The 18,334-nt window shown below is 59.7% G+C and carries 18 protein-coding genes; 11 read left to right on the top strand and 7 right to left on the bottom strand.

Features of this window, described 5'->3' with window-relative positions; genetic code table 11:
- Positions 1-2 precede the first annotated feature (2 nt).
- From mepA to AC1V0D_RS09480, 4 genes are read left to right on the top strand one after another with little or no spacing between them, the layout of a single operon-like run.
- On the top strand, positions 3-827 hold the full coding sequence (mepA, locus tag AC1V0D_RS09495) for a penicillin-insensitive murein endopeptidase (protein ID WP_009088946.1): 825 nt from the start codon (positions 3-5) through the stop codon (positions 825-827).
- A gap of 8 nt (positions 828-835) precedes the next feature.
- Positions 836-1,639: a sulfite exporter TauE/SafE family protein gene (locus AC1V0D_RS09490; protein WP_009088951.1), complete on the top strand. Its 804-nt coding sequence runs from the start codon at positions 836-838 to the stop codon at positions 1,637-1,639.
- 19 nt (positions 1,640-1,658) lie between these two features.
- Positions 1,659-2,204 (top strand): elongation factor P hydroxylase, encoded by a 546-nt coding sequence (locus AC1V0D_RS09485; protein ID WP_009088952.1) that lies wholly within the window; start codon positions 1,659-1,661, stop codon positions 2,202-2,204.
- Positions 2,205-2,236: 32 nt separating this feature from the next.
- Entirely contained in the window at positions 2,237-2,521 is a 285-nt protein-coding gene (locus tag AC1V0D_RS09480; protein ID WP_009088954.1) for a YfcL family protein, read from the top strand.
- A gap of 37 nt (positions 2,522-2,558) precedes the next feature.
- On the opposite strand, the gene mnmC is transcribed toward AC1V0D_RS09480, so the two are convergent.
- Complete coding sequence (gene mnmC, locus AC1V0D_RS09475) at positions 2,559-4,565, bottom strand: bifunctional tRNA (5-methylaminomethyl-2-thiouridine)(34)-methyltransferase MnmC2/FAD-dependent 5-carboxymethylaminomethyl-2-thiouridine(34) oxidoreductase MnmC1 (RefSeq protein ID WP_482907316.1); 2,007 nt, start codon at positions 4,563-4,565, stop codon at positions 2,559-2,561.
- 154 nt (positions 4,566-4,719) lie between these two features.
- On the opposite strand from mnmC, the gene fabB reads away from it, so the two are divergent.
- Positions 4,720-5,940: a beta-ketoacyl-ACP synthase I gene (gene fabB / locus AC1V0D_RS09470; RefSeq protein WP_009088958.1), complete on the top strand. Its 1,221-nt coding sequence runs from the start codon at positions 4,720-4,722 to the stop codon at positions 5,938-5,940.
- An 81-nt stretch (positions 5,941-6,021) separates the two neighbouring features.
- Here fabB and pdxR read toward each other — a convergent pair whose 3' ends face one another.
- A complete protein-coding gene (pdxR, locus tag AC1V0D_RS09465) occupies positions 6,022-7,443 on the bottom strand; it encodes a MocR-like pyridoxine biosynthesis transcription factor PdxR (protein ID WP_482907315.1) in 1,422 nt (473 codons plus the stop codon).
- 87 nt (positions 7,444-7,530) lie between these two features.
- On the opposite strand from pdxR, the gene AC1V0D_RS09460 reads away from it, so the two are divergent.
- Positions 7,531-7,974, top strand: coding sequence for a rhodanese-like domain-containing protein (locus tag AC1V0D_RS09460; RefSeq protein ID WP_009088961.1), 444 nt, complete (start codon positions 7,531-7,533; stop codon positions 7,972-7,974).
- A 1-nt stretch (position 7,975) separates the two neighbouring features.
- Here the strand turns inward: AC1V0D_RS09460 and flk are convergent, their stop codons facing one another.
- The 4 genes from flk to AC1V0D_RS09440 all read right to left on the bottom strand — a co-directional run bounded on the left by flk (position 7,976) and on the right by AC1V0D_RS09440 (position 12,078).
- Positions 7,976-9,025 carry a flagella biosynthesis regulator Flk gene (flk, locus tag AC1V0D_RS09455; RefSeq protein ID WP_009088962.1) on the bottom strand — a complete coding sequence of 350 codons (1,050 nt, stop codon included), beginning with the start codon at positions 9,023-9,025 and terminating at the stop codon, positions 7,976-7,978.
- 112 nt (positions 9,026-9,137) lie between these two features.
- Entirely contained in the window at positions 9,138-10,643 is a 1,506-nt protein-coding gene (locus AC1V0D_RS09450) for a tripartite tricarboxylate transporter permease (RefSeq protein ID WP_009088963.1), read from the bottom strand.
- A 10-nt stretch (positions 10,644-10,653) separates the two neighbouring features.
- The gene (locus tag AC1V0D_RS09445) at positions 10,654-11,085 is read right to left on the bottom strand and encodes a tripartite tricarboxylate transporter TctB family protein (RefSeq protein WP_482907314.1); all 432 of its coding nucleotides are present in this window, start codon (positions 11,083-11,085) and stop codon (positions 10,654-10,656) included.
- Positions 11,086-11,097: 12 nt separating this feature from the next.
- On the bottom strand, positions 11,098-12,078 hold the full coding sequence (locus AC1V0D_RS09440) for a Bug family tripartite tricarboxylate transporter substrate binding protein (RefSeq protein ID WP_482907313.1): 981 nt from the start codon (positions 12,076-12,078) through the stop codon (positions 11,098-11,100).
- A 120-nt stretch (positions 12,079-12,198) separates the two neighbouring features.
- On the opposite strand from AC1V0D_RS09440, the gene tctD reads away from it, so the two are divergent.
- Positions 12,199-12,870, top strand: a complete 672-nt coding sequence (tctD, locus tag AC1V0D_RS09435; RefSeq protein ID WP_482907312.1) for a transcriptional regulator TctD — start codon at positions 12,199-12,201, stop codon at positions 12,868-12,870.
- Positions 12,861-14,249: a sensor histidine kinase gene (locus tag AC1V0D_RS09430; RefSeq protein WP_482907311.1), complete on the top strand. Its 1,389-nt coding sequence runs from the start codon at positions 12,861-12,863 to the stop codon at positions 14,247-14,249. The genes tctD and AC1V0D_RS09430 overlap by 10 nt, the downstream gene beginning before the upstream one ends.
- Here the strand turns inward: AC1V0D_RS09430 and AC1V0D_RS09425 are convergent.
- Positions 14,230-15,129, bottom strand: coding sequence for a DMT family transporter (locus AC1V0D_RS09425; RefSeq protein WP_482907310.1), 900 nt, complete (start codon positions 15,127-15,129; stop codon positions 14,230-14,232). The genes AC1V0D_RS09430 and AC1V0D_RS09425 overlap by 20 nt on opposite strands.
- A 96-nt stretch (positions 15,130-15,225) precedes the next feature.
- On the opposite strand from AC1V0D_RS09425, the gene AC1V0D_RS09420 reads away from it, so the two are divergent.
- The 3 genes from AC1V0D_RS09420 (at position 15,226) to AC1V0D_RS09410 (ending at position 18,334) form a co-directional block, all read left to right on the top strand.
- Complete coding sequence (locus AC1V0D_RS09420) at positions 15,226-16,005, top strand: helix-turn-helix domain-containing protein (RefSeq protein WP_482907309.1); 780 nt, start codon at positions 15,226-15,228, stop codon at positions 16,003-16,005.
- A 55-nt stretch (positions 16,006-16,060) separates the two neighbouring features.
- Positions 16,061-17,194 carry a 4-phosphoerythronate dehydrogenase PdxB gene (gene pdxB / locus AC1V0D_RS09415; protein WP_482907308.1) on the top strand — a complete coding sequence of 378 codons (1,134 nt, stop codon included), beginning with the start codon at positions 16,061-16,063 and terminating at the stop codon, positions 17,192-17,194.
- Positions 17,195-17,326: 132 nt separating this feature from the next.
- A complete protein-coding gene (locus tag AC1V0D_RS09410; RefSeq protein WP_482907307.1) occupies positions 17,327-18,334 on the top strand; it encodes an aspartate-semialdehyde dehydrogenase in 1,008 nt (335 codons plus the stop codon).

The raw sequence follows: 18,334 nt of genomic DNA, 5'->3' as shown, positions 1-18,334 counted from the left end.
GCATGAAGGCACTTCTGCTTACTCTGAGCGCGCTGTTGTTCAGCGCCTCCAGCCTGGCGGCGACGCCGTGGCAGCGTATTCAGCAGCCCATCAGCGGCGCACCGCAGTCCATCGGTGGCTTTGCAAATGGCTGTATTATTGGCGCCCGGGCACTGCCGCTCAATTCACCTGACTACCAGGTGATGCGTCAGGATCAGCGTCGTTATTTCGGTCATCCCGATCTGATTGCGTTTATTCAGCGGCTGACGACCCGTGTGCACAACCTGCAGCTGGGTAATGTGCTGATTGGGGATATGGGCATGGCGGCTGGCGGACGTTTCAGCAGCGGTCACGCCAGCCATCAGACCGGCCTGGATGTCGATATCTGGCTGCAACTGCCGAAAACCCGCTGGACCGCGCAGCAGCTGCTGAAGCCGCAGCCGCTGGATCTGGTCGGGCCGGGTGATAAAAACGTGATTGCGCGCCACTGGCAGCCGGAAATCGACAGCCTGATTAAACTGGCGGCGAAAGACGATGATGTCACGCGCATCTTCGTCAACCCGGCGATTAAAAAGCAGCTTTGTGCGGATGCCGGTGCCGATCGTGACTGGCTGCGCAAAGTGCGCCCCTGGTTCGCGCATCGGGCGCATATGCATGTGCGGCTGCGCTGCCCGACCGGCAGTATCGGCTGTGAAGATCAGCCGCCACCGCCTCCGGGCGATGGCTGTGGCGCAGAACTGCAGAGCTGGTTCCTGCCGAAGCAGCCCGGATCGGGCGCGCCGGTGAAACGTGAACCGCCGCCGTTACCGCCTGCCTGTCAGGCTCTGCTGGATAAACATCTACTGTAAGGGATTCCATGGAGTGGTTCGTGGTCAGTCCGCTGCTGGTCGGGCTGCTGTTTCTGATTGCCATGCTCGCCGGTTTTATTGACTCAATTGCGGGTGGCGGGGGGTTACTGACGGTGCCGTCGCTGCTGGCGGCGGGTCTCTCACCGGCTCAGGCGCTGGCGACCAATAAACTGCAATCGGTCGGCGGGTCGTTCTCCGCCAGCCTCTACTTTGTGCGACGCGGCGCAGTTAATCTGAGTGAGCAGTGGCTGAATATCGCCATGACGCTGCTGGGGTCCGTGCTGGGGGCGGTGCTGATCCAGCGCCTGCAGGCGGACTTTCTGCGTCAGATGCTGCCACTGTTTTTGATCGCGATTGGCTTGTGGTTTCTGCTGATGCCGCGTCTCGGTGAAGAAGACCGGGCGCGTCGCCTGCACGGCCTCGCCTATGCGCTGGTCGGGGGCGGTGCCGTGGGCTTCTATGACGGATTTTTCGGGCCGGGCGCGGGCTCTTTCTATGCGCTGGCCTTCGTCACGCTCTGCGGTTACAACCTGGCGAAGGCGACAGCCCATGCCAAAGTTCTCAACTTCACCTCTAACGTGGGCAGTCTGCTGTTCTTTATGTTCGGCGGCAAAGTGGTGTGGGGAACCGGCCTGATTATGATGCTCGGCGCGTTCTGCGGCGCGCGTCTGGGCGCCCGACTGGTGCTGAGCCGCGGGCAGAAACTGATCCGCCCGATGGTGGTGATTGTCTCTGCCGTAATGAGCATAAAACTCCTGTGGGACAGCCATGGCAGCGCCGTGATGGCGTGGCTCTCCACACTGCAATCGTAACTTTTTACGTGATAACGTCATGAACCCGACCCATCATTATGAACAGCTGATTACGCTGTTCGATCGCTGCTTCAGCGATGAATTTCAGACACGCCTGATTAAAGGCGACGATGAACCGATCTATCTTCCTGCTGATGCAGAGTCGCCGTGGAACCGGGTGGTTTTTGCCCACGGCTTTTACGCCAGCGCCCTGCATGAGATCTCTCACTGGTGCATCGCCGGTGAGGCACGCCGTAAACTGGTCGATTTTGGCTACTGGTACTGCCCGGATGGCCGCGATGCGCTGACCCAGAGCCAGTTTGAAGCCGTTGAAGTGAAGCCACAGGCGCTGGAGTGGATGTTTTGTATGGCGGCGGGCTTTCCCTTCAACGTCAGTTGTGACAATCTCGACGGAGATTGTGAGCCGGATCGCATTGCGTTTCAGCGTAAGGTACATGCTCAGGTCATGAGCTATCTGACGGCGGGTATTCCCGCGCGTCCCGCGCGTTTTATTACCGCCCTGGCGGAATTTTATGGCAGGCCTTCATTAACAGCGGCGCAGTTTCCCTGGCCGGACGATCTGTGATGCAGGATGACATTATCAAAAGAGGAATTGAGATGATCGCAGAATTTGAAGCGCGTATCCTGGCCCTGATTGACGACATGGTCGAGCATGCCAGTGACGATGAACTGTTCGCCAGCGGTTATCTGCGCGGGCATCTGACCCTGGCGGTCGCTGAAGTGGAGCAGCTGGATGAGCATACGCCAGAAGCGCTGCAGGTTCAGGTGACCCGCAGCCTGCAGAACGCCATTGCCGCAGGCGAACTCTCGCCGCGCGACCAGGCGCTGGTGGTCGGCATGTGGGACAACCTGTTTGTTCAGGCGCGCCAGCTTTCCGCATGATGTGACAGGGCGGTAAGCGCCGCCCTGCAGACCCGCTTTATACCGCTTTTCCCTTCAGCAGTTTCCTGACCCAGTAGCGATTCGGATTGAGTGCCGCCAGCGTGGTCGCATCCAGCGGCTGTGGCTCACCCGCCAGCTGGGCGGCCAGCACCTCGGCTGCCAGCGGTGCGCTGCACAAGCCGCGCGAACCCAGCGCACCAAACAGATAAAGTCCCGGCAGATCGGGCGCGTCACCAATCTGACCGCCTGCCGCAAGCCGGGCCGGTAAATCCGCATACTGTGCCAGCGTCGCGGCATAATCGGGCACGCCGCCCACCATCGGCAGGTGATCGCGCGTGGCGCAGCGCACGCCCATTCTGGCTTCTCCCTCACTGACATCCACCGTTTCCGCCCAGCGGCTGTCAGGCAGACAGTGCAGCAGTCGACTGCGATTCTCCTGCTGATCCGCCTCGCGATAACGCGTTGCGGTTTCACCACGATGGTAGCTGGCACCGATACAGTGGGTACCAAACTGGGTGCTGACCGGCGTCAGATAGCCGTCGTAACAGAGCACGGTCTGCAGTGCGCTGAGGGCAGGCGTGGCGGGAACATGGCTCACCTGACCCGCTACCGGGTAGGCTGGCAGCGGGGCGCTTTGCGCAAAGTCGGCGATCGCGTGACCGTTTGCCAGGACCACCGCAGAATGGTGAACCGCCGGGCGGTCGCTGAAGGTCAGCGTCCAGCCATCCTCCTGTTGAGAAAGCCCGCTTACCCGGTGCAGCCAGTGAATGCGTAAGCCCTGTGTCTCGCCATGGGCGAGCAGCGCGGTGGTCAGCTCAGCCGGTGAGAGCCAGCCGCCCTCCGGATAGAAAATGCCGCCGCAGCCCAGCGCTACCTTCGCCCGGTTTTCCGCCTCTGCGACATCGACGCCGCGGGCGAGGGTTTCAGGCAGGTCCATCGCCAGCATCTGTTCGATCTTTTTGCGGCTCTTTTCATCCCAGCCCAGTTGCAGCACGCCACTCCACTCATGCTCAAAGGTGACCCCGCTCTGGTCGTAGAGTCGCCGGGCAAAGCTGAATGCCGCCGGGAAGAAGGTGGCGAGGGCCGGATCGTGCTGATTGAGCAGCGGATAGAGTGCGCCCTGCCGGTTACCCGAGGCACCCAGCGCGGGCGCCGCATCGGCGCAGTAGAGCGTTACCCGCCAGCCTCGGCGCAGCAGCGCCAGCGCCAGGGTCGCGCTGGCCACGCCGCCGCCAATCAGGGCGACCTCCCGCTGCGCCGCCGGACGGCGATGATACCAGGGCTGCGTGCCGGATAGCAGAGGCGCATCCTGCAGGCTGCCGCACAGCATTTCGCGTTTCGGGCCAAATCCTTTGCGGCGGGTGACGTCAAATCCCGCCTCCTGCAGACCGCGCCGCACAAAACCTGCAGCAGTAAAAGTCGCGAAAGTCCCCTGTGGACGCGCCAGCTTCGCCATCATGCTGAACAGCGCAGGCGTCCACATATCGGGATTCTTTGCGGGCGCGAAGCCATCGAGGAACCAGGCATCGACCTGACGATGCAGGCTCTCATCCACCTTTTCCATCAGCAGGTTGATATCGCCCAGCCACAGATCCAGCGTGATGCGCCCGCCGTCAAACAGCAGTCGCTGGCAGCCGGGCAGGGCAGCCGGCCACTGGGCCTGCAGCGCTTCTGCCCAGGGGGCAAGTTCGGGCCAGTGCTGATGCGCCGCGATCAGATCCGCGCGGGTTAACGGAAATTTCTCAAAGCTAATGAAATGCAGACGTTTTACTGTCGCACCAGGCTGTTCACGCTGAAAGGCGTCGAAGGCCTGCCACAGAGTAAGAAAATTAAGGCCGGTACCAAACCCGCTTTCCGCCACGATCAGCAGATCGCGCGGATGCGCCGCAAAACGCTGCGGGAAACCGTTGCCGCCAAGGAACACATAGCGTGTCTCTTCCAGACCGTTGTCGTTAGAGAAATAGACGTCGCCAAACGCTCGGGAAACAGGTGTACCCTGTTCATTCCAGTTTAGCTGCGCATGTTTAACCGGGGTTAATTTCACGGGAAAGGCTCGTTTTTCAGGCAGTGGCGCGATTTTAACGACCCAGGTCACATGACGCAAATTTACAAAAGGAAATAGCTGATCGGACTTGTTCGGCGTACAAGTGTACGCTAGAGTGCATGCCAATTACGAAGAAGTGGATGAGGAAGATTGAATGAAACGTGCTGTGATTACTGGCTTAGGGATCGTTTCCAGTATTGGTAATAACCAGCAGGAAGTGCTGTCATCTCTGCGTGAAGGACGCTCTGGCATCACCTTTTCTGAAGAGATGAAAGATTCCGGCATGCGTAGTCACGTCTGGGGTAACGTCAAATTAGATACCACCGGCCTCATCGATCGCAAAGTTGTGCGCTTTATGAGTGATGCGTCCATCTATGCTTATCTCTCCATGGAAGAAGCGATTAAAGATTCCGGCCTGACTGATGAAATGTATCAGAGCAACCCGCGTGTAGGTCTGATTGCAGGTTCAGGCGGTGGTTCCCCGCGCTTCCAGGTCTTTGGTGCTGATGCAATGCGCAGCCCACGCGGCCTGAAAGCGGTTGGCCCTTACGTGGTCACTAAGGCGATGGCTTCTGGCGTCTCTGCCTGTCTCGCCACGCCATTCAAAATTCATGGCGTAAACTACTCGATCAGCTCCGCCTGTGCTACCTCTGCGCACTGTATCGGTAACGCCGTTGAGCAGATTCAGCTGGGCAAACAGGATATCGTTTTTGCCGGCGGCGGCGAAGAGCTCTGCTGGGAAATGGCCTGTGAGTTCGACGCCATGGGCGCGCTCTCTACCCGTTACAACGACACACCAGAAAAAGCGTCACGCACCTATGACAACGAGCGCGACGGTTTTGTTATCGCCGGTGGCGGTGGCATGGTGGTGGTTGAAGAGCTGGAGCATGCGCTGGCTCGCGGTGCACACATCTATGCCGAAATCGTCGGCTATGGTGCGACCTCTGACGGTGCAGACATGGTTGCGCCTTCAGGTGAAGGTGCGGTGCGCTGCATGAAGATGGCAATGAACGGCGTCGACACGCCAATCGACTATCTGAACAGCCACGGTACCTCTACGCCAGTGGGCGACGTGAAAGAGCTGGGTGCGATTCGTGAAGTGTTTGGCGAGAAAACCCCTTACATTTCAGCAACAAAAGCGATGACCGGTCACTCACTGGGTGCGGCTGGCGTGCAGGAAGCGATTTACTCGCTGCTGATGCTGGAGCATGGCTTTATCGCGCCAAGCATCAACATCAACTCACTGGATGCAGCTGCCACCGGCATGAACATCGTGACTGAGCCGATGGAAAAAGAGCTGACGACCGTGATGTCTAACAGCTTTGGTTTCGGTGGCACCAACGCCACGCTGACCATGCGTAAATATCAGGCGTAATCTTTTACGTCAGCACGCTGAAGGGCCGGCTTTGCCGGCCCTTTTGTTTTCTGGCTTGCGGTAAACCGGCGCCGGCCAGATTTATCCCTCCCGCTGCAGCAGCCTCAGCAGTTTATCGCACCCTGCCACAATCTCATCAGGCGTCAGCGCGGCGAAGCCGAGTATCCAGCCCTGCTGAGACGCGGAGCCGGCATAGAGCGGGCTGAGACGAGGCAACAGCAACCCCTGTTGTGCCGCGAGCGCGGTTAAGCGCGCTTCATCCTGTTCTACTGTCACCGTCAGCTGGAGTCCGCCGCCACTGACGATGGGCGTGATCCACGGTGAGAGTCGCTGCGCAATCTGCTCCAGCAATCGATCGCGACGGCTGTGATAGAGCTGACGCATCAGCCGCAGATGAGTGGCAAAATGTCCCTGCTGCAGAAAGGCCGCGGTAATCGCCTGGGGCAGCAGGGCGCTGTGTCCATCCAGCACGCTGCGCGCCTGGCCCAGAGGGGCAATCAGCGCAGGAGGCACCACCATCCACGCCAGACGCAGTGAAGGGAACAGCGATTTCGAAAAGGTGCCGAGCGTAATGACCCGCTGATGACGGTCCAGTCCCTGCAGCGCAGGAATCGGGCGCTCGTCATAATGAAACTCGCTGTCGTAGTCATCTTCAATCAGCCAGCTTTGGTTGCGCTGCGCCCAGGCGAGCCAGGCGAGACGGCGGGGCAGGCTCAGCGTTACCCCGGTCGGATAGTGGTGTGAAGGCGTCAGATACATCAGCTTTGCACTGCCGTGACCCGGCACTGCGCCTTCGGCATCGACGGTTATCCCGTGCACCTTTGCGCCTGCGGCGAGCAGCGCGTTTCGTGCGCCGGGATAGCCTGGCTCCTCTATCCACACATCATCTCCAGGATCGACGAACATCATCGCCAGCAACTGCAGCGCCTGTTGCGAACTGGTCAGGATAATCACCTGCTCCGGCTGGCACTGCATACCCCGCGAGAGCGCCAGATAATCAGCAATCGCACTGCGCAGCGGCAGGTAGCCGCAGGGATCGCCATATCCCATGGCGGCGCTGCCCAGCGAACGCTGCACGCTGCTGCTCAGGCGTCGCCAGCTGTCATGGGGAAAAGCGCGTAACTCCGGGGAACCGGCGGCAAAGGCGTGAGGAAACGGGGGATCCTGACAGCCTCCGGTTGCCAGCACCTGCTGACCCCGCGCTGAGAAACGGGCGGGCTGAACGCGTGCCGCTGAAGCGGTGCCTGCGGGAATCGTGATGGCCACAAACGTTCCGCGACCGATCTCGCGTCGCAGATAGCCTTCGCTCTCAAGCTGACCATAGGCGGCTTCCACCGTGACGCGTGAAATCCGGAGATCCTGCGCCAGCTGGCGACTGGAGGGCAGCTGCTGACCGGCGTGCAGATGATGCCGGTTAATGGCCAGCCGCAGGGTGGTGCAGAGGCGCTCACGCACGCCGCCGCTGGCCTGATGCTGGAAAAGCTGCAACAGTGGAGAACTCATATGGGTCTTATTCCTGGCGCAAAATGGGTATCAGCAGGCAGTCCACTCTGCCGTAAACTGCACGCTCACTTCAACAGGAGAATCGCGATGTCATCTGTATTACATTTTCCCGCCGCCACGCCGCAGCAAAGCCTCGACTATCTGCAGGCAAAACTCGCTTATTATACAGACGCCTGGGATCTGGCGGAGGATCTGGCCCGGAATCTGCCTGGCATTCAGGTGATCGATGCGCGCGCACCAGCGGCTTATCGCGCCGGCCATATCAGCGGCGCGATTAATTTTCCCCACCGTGAGATCAATGCTTCCAGCTGCGAGCCGCTCGACCGCGACCGCGTTTATGTCACCTATTGCGACGGCATCGGCTGTAACGGCTCGACGAAAGCGGCTCTGAAGCTGGCGGAACTGGGATTTCAGGTGAAGGAGCTGACTGGCGGGCTGGATTTCTGGAAACGGGAAGGTCATCCGCTGACCTGGGGGGCGGCACCGGGCGAATGGCCCGTTACCGCACCCGATGCATCCTGTGGCTGCTGACCTAGAGCACCAGCCAGAGCAGAAGGGTGATCACCACCAGCGCAACAAACAGACCCAGCAGGGGACGCTGCGCCAGGGGCTGCAGCGGTGACGGCAGCGAGGCGACAAAGGGCGACCAGATTGGCTGCGGTTTGATCTCACTGGCGGCCAGCGGCTGTTCGTGAACTTTCTCGGCACGATCGGCGCGACGGCTGAACAGGAAGTTCAGCAGATCCTGCGTCTGCGTCACGGTTAGCACCGTCTGCGGTGTGGCCTGAAAACGCTGCTGGCTGTACTCCTCCAGGCTATGCCGCTCGTGCTGATCCAGCGGCTGTTTCAGCGAGGCTTCCAGCAGCTGTAAGGTCGGTGCGCTGTGCTGACTCAGCGTCTGACGTACCTGCAGATACTGGGTGAGCAGCGGGAAATGGCGCGAGGGGATGGGATCGCCGCTGGTCAGTCCGACCAGTTTCAGCGCCGCCGTCCAGAGTTTGCCAGTCGGTTCTCCGGTGGCGGCGGCCAGTCGGACCACCTGCTGATTGAGCGTCTGATGCTCCGCCGGGAGCAGGGTCCGATCGCTGACGCGGCTCTGCTGCGGCTGCGGGATCGCCATCTGCCCGTTCTGCAGCATCGTCAGAACCTGACGCAGCTGGTCCTGGCTCAGCGAGCTCAGAACGGTCTGACCAAACTGCTGGCGGATAAAGTCACTCACCGCCTGACGGTTATTGCCCTTCGGCAGCAGTTCTGTGAGCTGAGTCATCAACTGACGCGTGGCATGGCCATTCTGCGCCTGAGTCAGACGACCATTGAGATACTGCTCCGCAGCCGGAAAGTGACGCGACTGCAGCTCCGCCTCACTCTTCACGCCCACCTCATGCCGGACGCCCGCCCAGAGTTCAGGTGCCTTCAGATTGCTGAGCGATAAGATACGCACGATCAGGCGTTCTAATGTCGTGCGCTGAGCCGGGGAGAGGGGCTGTTCACCCGCCACAGAACCGTGACGTGTTACGCCGGTTTGCGGATTAAGAGATGAACGATCGCCGACCGGCACACCGGGGCCGCTGAGAGGTTGCATGGCGGATTCCTTGGGAAAACAGAACAGCGTCGGGTGCGCCGGAAAAAGAATAGGCCATGATAGCAAAAGCCCCCGCGAAATCCCACGGGGGACGCACAGTTCAGCGTGAGATTTACTCTTCAGCCAGTCTGAGGCGATAGCGACGCCAGCGTTTCCAGATCGGTGGCAGAACCAGCACCGAAATCGCCAGCACCAGCAGCACTTTGCAGATAGGACTTTCCCACAGAATAACCAGGTTACCGTTACTGATTGAGAGGGCACGACGCAGGTTCTGCTCCAGCATCTCACCCAGCACAAAGCCCAGAATCAGCGGCGACATCGGAAAGTCCATCTTGCGCAGAATATAACCAAAGATTCCCAGGCCGACCATCAGGAGCAAATCGAAGGTGGTGCTGTGCACGGCATAGACGCCCACCGCGGAGATGGCGGCAATGGCCGGCACCAGGAACCAGAGCGGAATGCTCAGCATCCGGGCGAAAACATTGATCATCGGAATGTTCATCACCAGCAGCATAACGTTGCCAATCAGCAGTGCCGCGATCAGACCCCAGACGATATCTGGCTGCTCAACAAACATCGCCGGACCTGGCGTGATGTTATAGAGCGTTAAAGCGCCGACCATCACCGCTGTGGTGCCGGAGCCGGGGATACCCAGCGTCAGCATCGGGATAAAGGAACCACAGGCTGAGGCATTATTTGCCGCTTCCGGTGCGGCCACACCGCGAATATCCCCTTTCCCGAACTGTTCACTGCCGCTGATTTTTTTCTCCGTCATGTAGGCGATAGCGCTGGCAATGGTCGCTCCGGCGCCAGGCAGAACGCCGACAAAGAACCCCAGAAAAGAGGAGCGTAGCGTGGCGCCTGTGGCCATCGCCGCCTCTTTCATGTTGAACATCATGCGGCCGCTTGCCCGCACCGCTTTCTGGCCGCTACTGGTCGACTCGAGCATCAGCAAAATTTCACTGACCGAGAACAGACCAATGACGACAACCACAAACTGAATGCCGTCAGAGAGATGAACGCTGTCAAACGTGAAGCGATAGACGCCGGTATTGGCATCCACCCCGACCGTGGCCATGCCCAGGCCAATGAGCGCCGAAAGAAAAGATTTCAGCGGATTGTGGCTCATCATGCTGCCCAGGCAGGCGATGGCAAACACCATCAGGGCAAAGTACTCTGCCGGTCCAAACGCCAGTGACCAGCTGGCCAGCAGCGGGGCGAAGAGAATAATGCCGACGATGGCAATCGTAGAGCCAACAAACGAGCTGACCGCCGAAATGGAGAGCGCGACGCCCGCTTTGCCCTGCTGCGCCATCGGATACCCATCCAGCGCGGTCATGATTGCGCCGGCATCGCCCGGAACGTTGAGCAGAATGGAGGAGATGCGCCCGCCATACTCACAGCCGATATAAACCGTGGCCAGCAGAATCAGCGCCGACTCGGCCGGCAGGTGCAGCGCAAAAGCCAGCGGCATCAGAATGGCTACGCCATTGATTGGCCCCAGGCCAGGCAGCAGGCCAACAATGGTGCCGATAAAGCAGCCGATCAGGGCGATCAGCAGATTCTCTGGCGTCATGGCGACGGCAAAGCCCTGCATTAAAAAGGACCAGGTATCCATGATGCTCTCCTTAACTCAGCCAGTTGCCGACCGGAAGGGTGACTTCCAGCAGACGGTCAAAGGCGTAAAACAGCGAGGTGCCCATCACCAGCCCGGCCAGCGCGGCGGCCCACCAGCGCGCCCCAAACAGCAGGCCGATGCCAAAGGTCAGCAGCGTCGTGCAGATGGCAAAGCCCAGCGTCTCAAACAGCCAGCCATAGAGCATCATCATCAGCGCCAGCGCTACCAGCCGTTTCAGCGTGCCAGCTGCGGGCCACTGAATGGTGTCCGGTTTCCGAAAGAGCATCAGCAGGGCGCAGATGGCCATCAGGCCTAGGATCGCCATCGGGAATGGACGCGGCCCCACGGGTTCGTAGCTGTATTCACTCTGAATCTGCCAGGCCATCACCATGCCGCCAAGGCAGAGCGCCAGCCACAGGCTGGCAAAAATGCGATCGCTCATCATCTGCTCCCGTTATTTGGCCAGACCAAAGGATTTGGCCTGCTCACGGTAATCCGCCACCTGCTTCTTCACGTAGCTGTCGAGTGCCTGGCCTGTCAGGTTAAATTCGAACAGTCCGCGCAGATCACGCTGCTTTTTAAACTCCGGCGTCTCAGCCATTTTTTTAAAGGCCTGTTCCCACCACTGATAATCCGCATCACTGACTTTTGGACCGAGGTAAAAGCCACGAATAATCGGCCAGACGATATTGAAACCCTGCTCTTTTGCCGTGGGTACCCCGGCCAGCTGACCCGGCAGACGCTGATCGGACATCACGGCCAGCACCCGCATTTTGCCGCCCTGCAGATGCGGCACCATCTCACTCATATCACCTGAGACCACCTGAATATGGTTTCCGAGCAGGGCGGTTACCGGCTCACCGCCGCCTTCAAAGGCGACATAACGTATTTTGCGTGGATCGATTCCCGCTTCGCGCGCCAGCAACGCCGTTTTCATCCAGTCCTGACTGCCTATTGACGCACCGGCACCGACCACCACTTTGGTCGGATCGGCTTTCATCGCCGTCATCAGCTCACCTAACGTTTTCCACGGTGCATCCTCACGAACGGCCACCATGCCGTAATCGGTACCCACCGCCGCCAGCCACTTAACGTCGTCCACGGTATAACGACCAAACTTACCCTGTGAAAGGTTCAGCAGTGAGCCGCCAGAGAAGGCGACAACGGTGCCCGCTTCAGCCGGCCGCTGGGCAATAATCGCGTTGTAGGCCACCGCGCCGACACCGCCGGGCATGTAGGTGACACACATCGGCGTCTTAATTTGTCCGGTTTCCTGAAGAGAGACCTGCAATAGCTTGCAGGTGAGATCGAACCCGCCACCCGGTTTAGCTGGCGCGATACATTCGGTGCGACCGGGCTCCCCGGCGGCAAAGGTGGGTGTTGCCATCAGCGACAGCAGGGTAGTGGCAAGGGCGGTATGGATGATTTTTTTCATCTTATGCTCCATTCATTCTTCCAGAGTGTGATTGCCGCTGAAACATCAGCGTTACCGAATTGTTAAAACAGTTACCTTTCATTTACCTTTCAGTGCGCGGATTTAATAGCAGGATGTGATATGCGTCTCTTACTGGTTGAAGATACGGAAGAGCTGGCACGCTGGCTGGAAAAAGCCCTCACACAAAAAGGGTTCGCCGTCGACCGGGTCGCCGATGGAACGGCGGCCGACCATGCTTTGCAATGTGAAGCCTATGCACTGGTCGTGCTCGATATTTCACTGCCACGCATGGATGGACTGGAGGTGCTGGCACGGTTGCGGCGACGCGGACAAAGTGTGCCGGTATTGCTACTGACTGCACGCAGTGCGCTGGACGATCGTGTTCGGGGTCTGAACCTGGGGGCAGATGACTACCTGACGAAACCCTTTGAAATGGATGAACTCGAAGCGCGGTTACGGGCGCTGCTGCGACGCAGTCAGAGTCACACATCGCAAAACCAGTCACTGGGTCAGCTGGTGCTGGATGGCGAAGGCTATTTTCTGCTGGCAGACAGACCCCTGGCGCTGACGCCGCGGGAAGCAAGCATCCTGACGACACTCATGCAGCGGCAGGGCAGGCCGGTTTCGCGTCAGTCACTGTACGAGCAGACCTTTACCCTGTCAGATGAAGCCAGCCCGGAGAGTATCGAGCTCTATGTACATCGGGTGCGTAAAAAGCTGGCAGGCAGCAACGTGGCGATCGTGACCCTGCGCGGGCTGGGTTACAGCCTGGAAACGCTCTCATGCGGCTGATTCATTCGTTGCGGGGTGAGCTGCTGGCATGGTTTGGCCTGCCACTTTTACTGCTCTGGGCGCTCTCAGTCTATACCCACTATCAGAGCGGGCTGTCGGCCGCTAATCAGGCTTATGACCGTTCGCTGCTGGCGTCAGCACGAACGGTGGCAGAGCGGCTGGTGGTGCGGGAACAGCATCTGGAGGTTGATGTGCCGTGGGTTGTGCTCGACAGCTTCGAACGTAACATGAACGATCAGCTCTTTTATCAGGTGATTTCACCGCAGGGAAAAACGTTATCGGGCTATAACGATCTGCCGCCCATACCCATCACCAGCAAAATGTCGAACGCTTATCCCGCACTGGTGCATTTTTATGATGGACGCTATCACCAGCATCGGATTCGCGTTGCGGCATTATGGCAGCCGGTGAGCGAAGCGGGAGTGGATGGCATGGCGCTGGTGCTGGTGGCGGAAACCATCAACTCACGTCAGGAGTTTGCCCGCCAGTTAATGCAAACTGCGCTGATCAGCCAGAGCGGACTGGTTCTGATGACACTGCTGCTGGCCAGCCTGATGCTGCGTCGGGTTTTGCGCCCGCTACGGCGGCTGTCGCGCATCGTGTTGCAGCGCGACGGTGGCGAATTAACGCCTCTTCCCTCCTTGCCGTGGTCAGAACTGCAACCGCTTATCATCGCCTTTAACCGCTATCTTGCCCGACTGCGGGGACTGCTGGCGCGCCAGGATCGTTTCAGTGCTGACGCGGCACATCAGCTGCGCACACCGCTGACCATCCTCAAAACGCAGGTCAGCGTCGCGCTCAGCAGTGAGCGTCCTGAAGCCTGGCAGGAGAGTCTGCTCGGGATGCGTCATACACTGGATGAGACCATTATTCTGACCGATCGACTGTTACAGTTAGCCCGTATCAAAGCGCGTCATGGCGAGGATAAACCGATGGCGCGGGTTGATTTAGCGGCTATCGTGCGCGATGCCTGTTTCAGCCGCTATATGGCGGCTCGTACCCGGCAGATCGATCTGGGCTTCGAAGGGGAAGAGAGCTGTCTGGTCAGGGGCGATGGCGTGCTGATTGGCGAACTGTGCGCCAACCTGCTGGACAATGCGATTAAATATACCCCCTGTCACGGCATTGTCACCGCGCGGGTGATTGTGGGGGGCCTTGAAATTGAGGATAGCGGGCCGGGCATTGAGGGGGCGGAGCAGCAGAAGGCGTTACAGCCATTTCAGCGGCTGGACAATGTCGGTATCCAGCCGGGAGCCGGTATCGGTCTCGCACTGGTGCAGGATATCTGTGCCTGGCATGGGGCAACCATGCACCTGGATCGCAGTCCGCTCCTGGGCGGACTGCGGGTGACCATCTTATTTAAAACTCACGCAGGTTAACCGATTTACACCGGGTTAAGGGCGTGCGCAGTCGCTGCGCCAGGATCACCCCGCCCAGCGTCAGCCCCCCGCCGATCCAGTGGTAGCTGTGCAGCTGCTCATGAAGAAACAGCACGGCGATAAGTGCCGTAAACAGCGGCGTCAGATTCATAAAGATGCTGGTGGTGCTCGCGCCGAGGCGCTGTACCCCGTGGATCCACAAAAATGGCGCGATAAGGGAGGCGAACAGGCCAGAAAACATCACCAGCGGCAGGTTATGCCGGTCAAGCGAGACATCAGGTGCCAGCAGAAAGCCGGGCAGCAACATCAGGACACCAGCCAGAATCTGCACATAGAGGCTGTGCCAGATGGGCAGCGGCAGCGCCCAGCGCTTAGTCAGCACGCCATAAAGGGCATAGGCGGTGGAAGCCGCCAGCATCATCAGCTCCCCTTTACCCAGTCCGTGATGCAGCAGCTGCATCACGTTGCCCTCACTGACCAGCCACACCAGACCGCCAAAGGAGAGGATGCTGCCGAACAGGATGCCGGATGTTGGCGCAATACGCAGGATCACCACGCTCAGCAGGACGGTAAGCAGTGGGATCAGCGCGCCGATGATCCCCATAAAGAGGGCGCTGACACTGTGCGCCGCGTAATAGGCGAGGCTCTGATAGAGCACCATGCCAAGCAGACCGAGTATCGCCAGCCGCCAGAGATGAGGCTTAATCGCCTGACGGGCGCGCCACACACCGGGCAGCACAAACGGCGTCAGCACCAGCAGCGCCAGCAGCCAGCGATAGAATGAGATGGCTGCCGGATCGATCGCGCTGGCCGACAGTTTGCTGACGATCGCGTTGATCGACCAGATCATCACCGCACCGAGCGGATAGAGAAAAAACATACGGACTCTCCTGAATCATAATGCGACGCAGTGTACGCTTGTCCGGTTTTATCCAGATAGTTAATATCGGACAAAAATTTTAACAGAGCGGACAGAATGACCCTGAAAGTGACCTACCAGCCGCCCGCCGACGTCTCGCAGCTGAGCTACTTTATGCGCTATGAACAGGCCAATGCCCGCACGGAATATCTGCCGCATGCCCATGCCTGGGGCCAGCTGATTCTGGTAAAGAGTTACGTGCTGGAGATGCAGGTAGAGGGTGAACGCCTGCTGACTCCGGCTGACATGCCGGTCTGGATCCCGCCGGGACAGCAGCACAGCAGTTATAACCATCGTCAGGCGCAGTTCCGCACCTTTAATCTGGCGGCCCCGCTTTGCGCTGGTCTGCCGCAGCAGGCCTGCCTGATGCGAATCGACGCCATTGCACACGCCATCCTGGATACCTTTGCCGATCAACAGCTTGAACAGCCCGAAACCGAAGCGCAGTGGCGGCTGTGTGAGGTACTGCGCGATCGCCTGCTGCTGGCGGAGGTGCAGGAGAGTTATCTGCCCACCTCTCAGGATAAATTTCTTGCGCCGGTGCTCCATGCGCTTGAAGCCTGCCCGGGGGATAACACCACCCTGGCAGGCTGGGCGGCGCGGGTCTTTACCACCGAACGGACGCTGGCGCGGCGCTGCCAGCAGCAGCTTCACATGACGTTTGGCGAATGGCGGCAGCGGCTGCGCTTTCTGCGCGCCATCGTGCTGCTGGAGCAGGGCGAAAGCGTGCAGAGTATCGCCCATGAGCTGGGATACAGTTCCGCCTCGGCGCTGATTGTGATGTTTCAGCAGCAGGCGGGCACTACGCCGGAGCGCTACCGCGCCCGGTTAGGCTAACGCGGTGCTTTGTGCCAGAATAATTGCCTCTCATGCAACAGACAGGAAAGCCGTGGTGAAAATTCTGGTCGATGAAAATATGCCTTATGCCCGTGAGTTGTTCAGCCGGACCGGCGACGTGGTCGCGGTACCGGGACGTCCGCTGCCGGTGGATGAACTGGCCGATGCCAGCGGGCTGATGGTGCGCTCAGTGACGCAGGTGAATGAGGCGCTGCTGGCGGGCAAGCCGGTGAAATTTGTCGGCACCGCCACGGCGGGCACCGATCATATCGACGAGGCCTGGCTGCAGCAGGCCGGCATTGCGTTCTCTGCGGCGCCCGGCTGCAACGCCATTGCGGTAGTGGAGTACGTTTTCTCCGCGCTGCTGCTGCTGGCGGAACGTGATGGTTTCCAGCTGCGCGATCGTACGGTCGGCATCGTGGGTGTCGGCAACGTCGGTGGACGGCTGCAGAAGCGCCTGGAAGCCTGGGGCATCAAAACCCTGCTGTGCGATCCGCCGCGTGCCGATCGCGGTGACGAAGGGGATTTCCTGTCGCTGGAGGCGGTGATTGCGCAGGCCGATATCCTGACTTTCCACACGCCGCTGTTCAAAGAGGGGCCTTATAAGAGCTGGCACCTGGCCGATGCCGCGCTGCTGATGGCGCTGAAGCCCAACACCATTCTGATTAACGCCTGTCGCGGCCCGGTGGTCGACAACGTCGCGCTGCTGGAGGTGCTGAAAATGCGGCACGACCTTAGCGTGGTGCTGGATGTCTGGGAGCCGGAGCCGGACCTCTCTCTGGCGCTGCTGGACAGGGTCGACATCGCCACGCCACACATTGCAGGCTACACGCTGGAAGGCAAGGCTCGCGGCACGACCCAGGTGTTCGAAGCCTGGTGTGACTTTATCGGTCAGCCGCAGCAGGTGCCGCTCAGCACCCTGCTGCCGGAGCCGGAATTCAGTGAAATCACCCTGAATGGTCCGCTGGATCAGCCAACGCTGAAACGCCTGGCGCATCTGGTGTATGATGTGCGCCGCGATGATGCCCCCCTGCGAAAAGTGGCGGCGCAGCCCGGCGAATTTGATCGCCTGCGTAAGCAATATCTGGAGCGCCGTGAGTGGTCATCGCTGCAGGTAAAGTGTAATGACGCCACCACGGCTGAGATGCTGAATCAGCTGGGCTTTAACGCAATCCACTCTCCGGCGTAACCGGCGCGCGATGCCGCAGTGAACGCAGGCGGCGCTGCCGCGTGCCGGGTTAAGGAGGGGGATAAATCTGAATCCCTGGGCGGTGAATATCACCGCCTTCTGTTTTTATGTCATTGTCTGGAGTAAACCAACATGTCTGACGGCTGGAATATTGCGCTACTGGGCGCGACAGGCGCAGTAGGGAACGCTGTACTGGAACTGCTGGCGGAACGCCAGTTCCCGGTTGGTGAATTGTATTTGCTGGCCAGCGAAAATAGCGCGGGCGAAAACAAACGTTTCGAGGGCCGCACGTTGCGGGTCGAAAATGCAGAGACGTTCGACTGGTCGCAGGCGCAGCTGGCCTTTTTCGTCGCGGGACGTGACGCCTCAGCCCGTTTTGCGGAGGAAGCGGCCAACGCCGGGTGTCTGGTCATCGACAGCAGCGAGCTGTTTGCGCTGGAGCCGGATGTGCCGCTGGTGGTACCGGATGTGAACCCGCACGTGCTGGCGGATTACCGTAATCGCAATATCATCAGCGTGGCGGATAATCTGGTCAGCCAGCTGCTGACCGCGATTAAACCGCTGGTCGATGCGGCCGGACTGAGCCGCCTGCAGGTGACCAATCTGATCTCGGTCTCCAGCTACGGCAAAGTGGCGGTCGATGCGCTGGCCGGTGAAAGTGCCCGCCTGCTGAATGGCATCCCGGCCGACGATCACCATTTTGGTCGTCAGTTGGCGTTTAACCTGATGCCGCAACAGGCGGATGCGGAAGGCAGCGTTGAGAGTGAGCGCCGGATGGTTGAGCAGGTGCGTAAAGTGCTGCAGGACGAAGGCCTGCCAATTGCGGTCAGCAGCGTTCAGGCGCCGGTCTTCTACGGAAATGCGCAGATCGTGCACATTGAAAACCTGCGTCCGCTCTCGGCGGAGGAAGCACGTGCCGAACTGGCGCTGGCGTCTGACATTCGTCTCAGCGAAGAAGATGAGGTGCCGACGCCGGTTACGGATGCATCAGGCAACGGCGAACTCAGCATCGGCGCTGTGCGCAACGACTACGGCATCCCGGAGCTGCTGCAGTTCTGGTCCGTGGCGGACAACATCCGTTTCGGCGGCGCGCTTATGGCGGTGAAAACCGCAGAGAAACTGGTTCAGGAGTACCTGTAA

The organism is Pantoea sp. PA1 (assembly GCF_056856975.1).
Note: the sequence above shows the minus strand (reverse complement) of the source record. Positions and strands in the feature narration are given on the sequence as shown.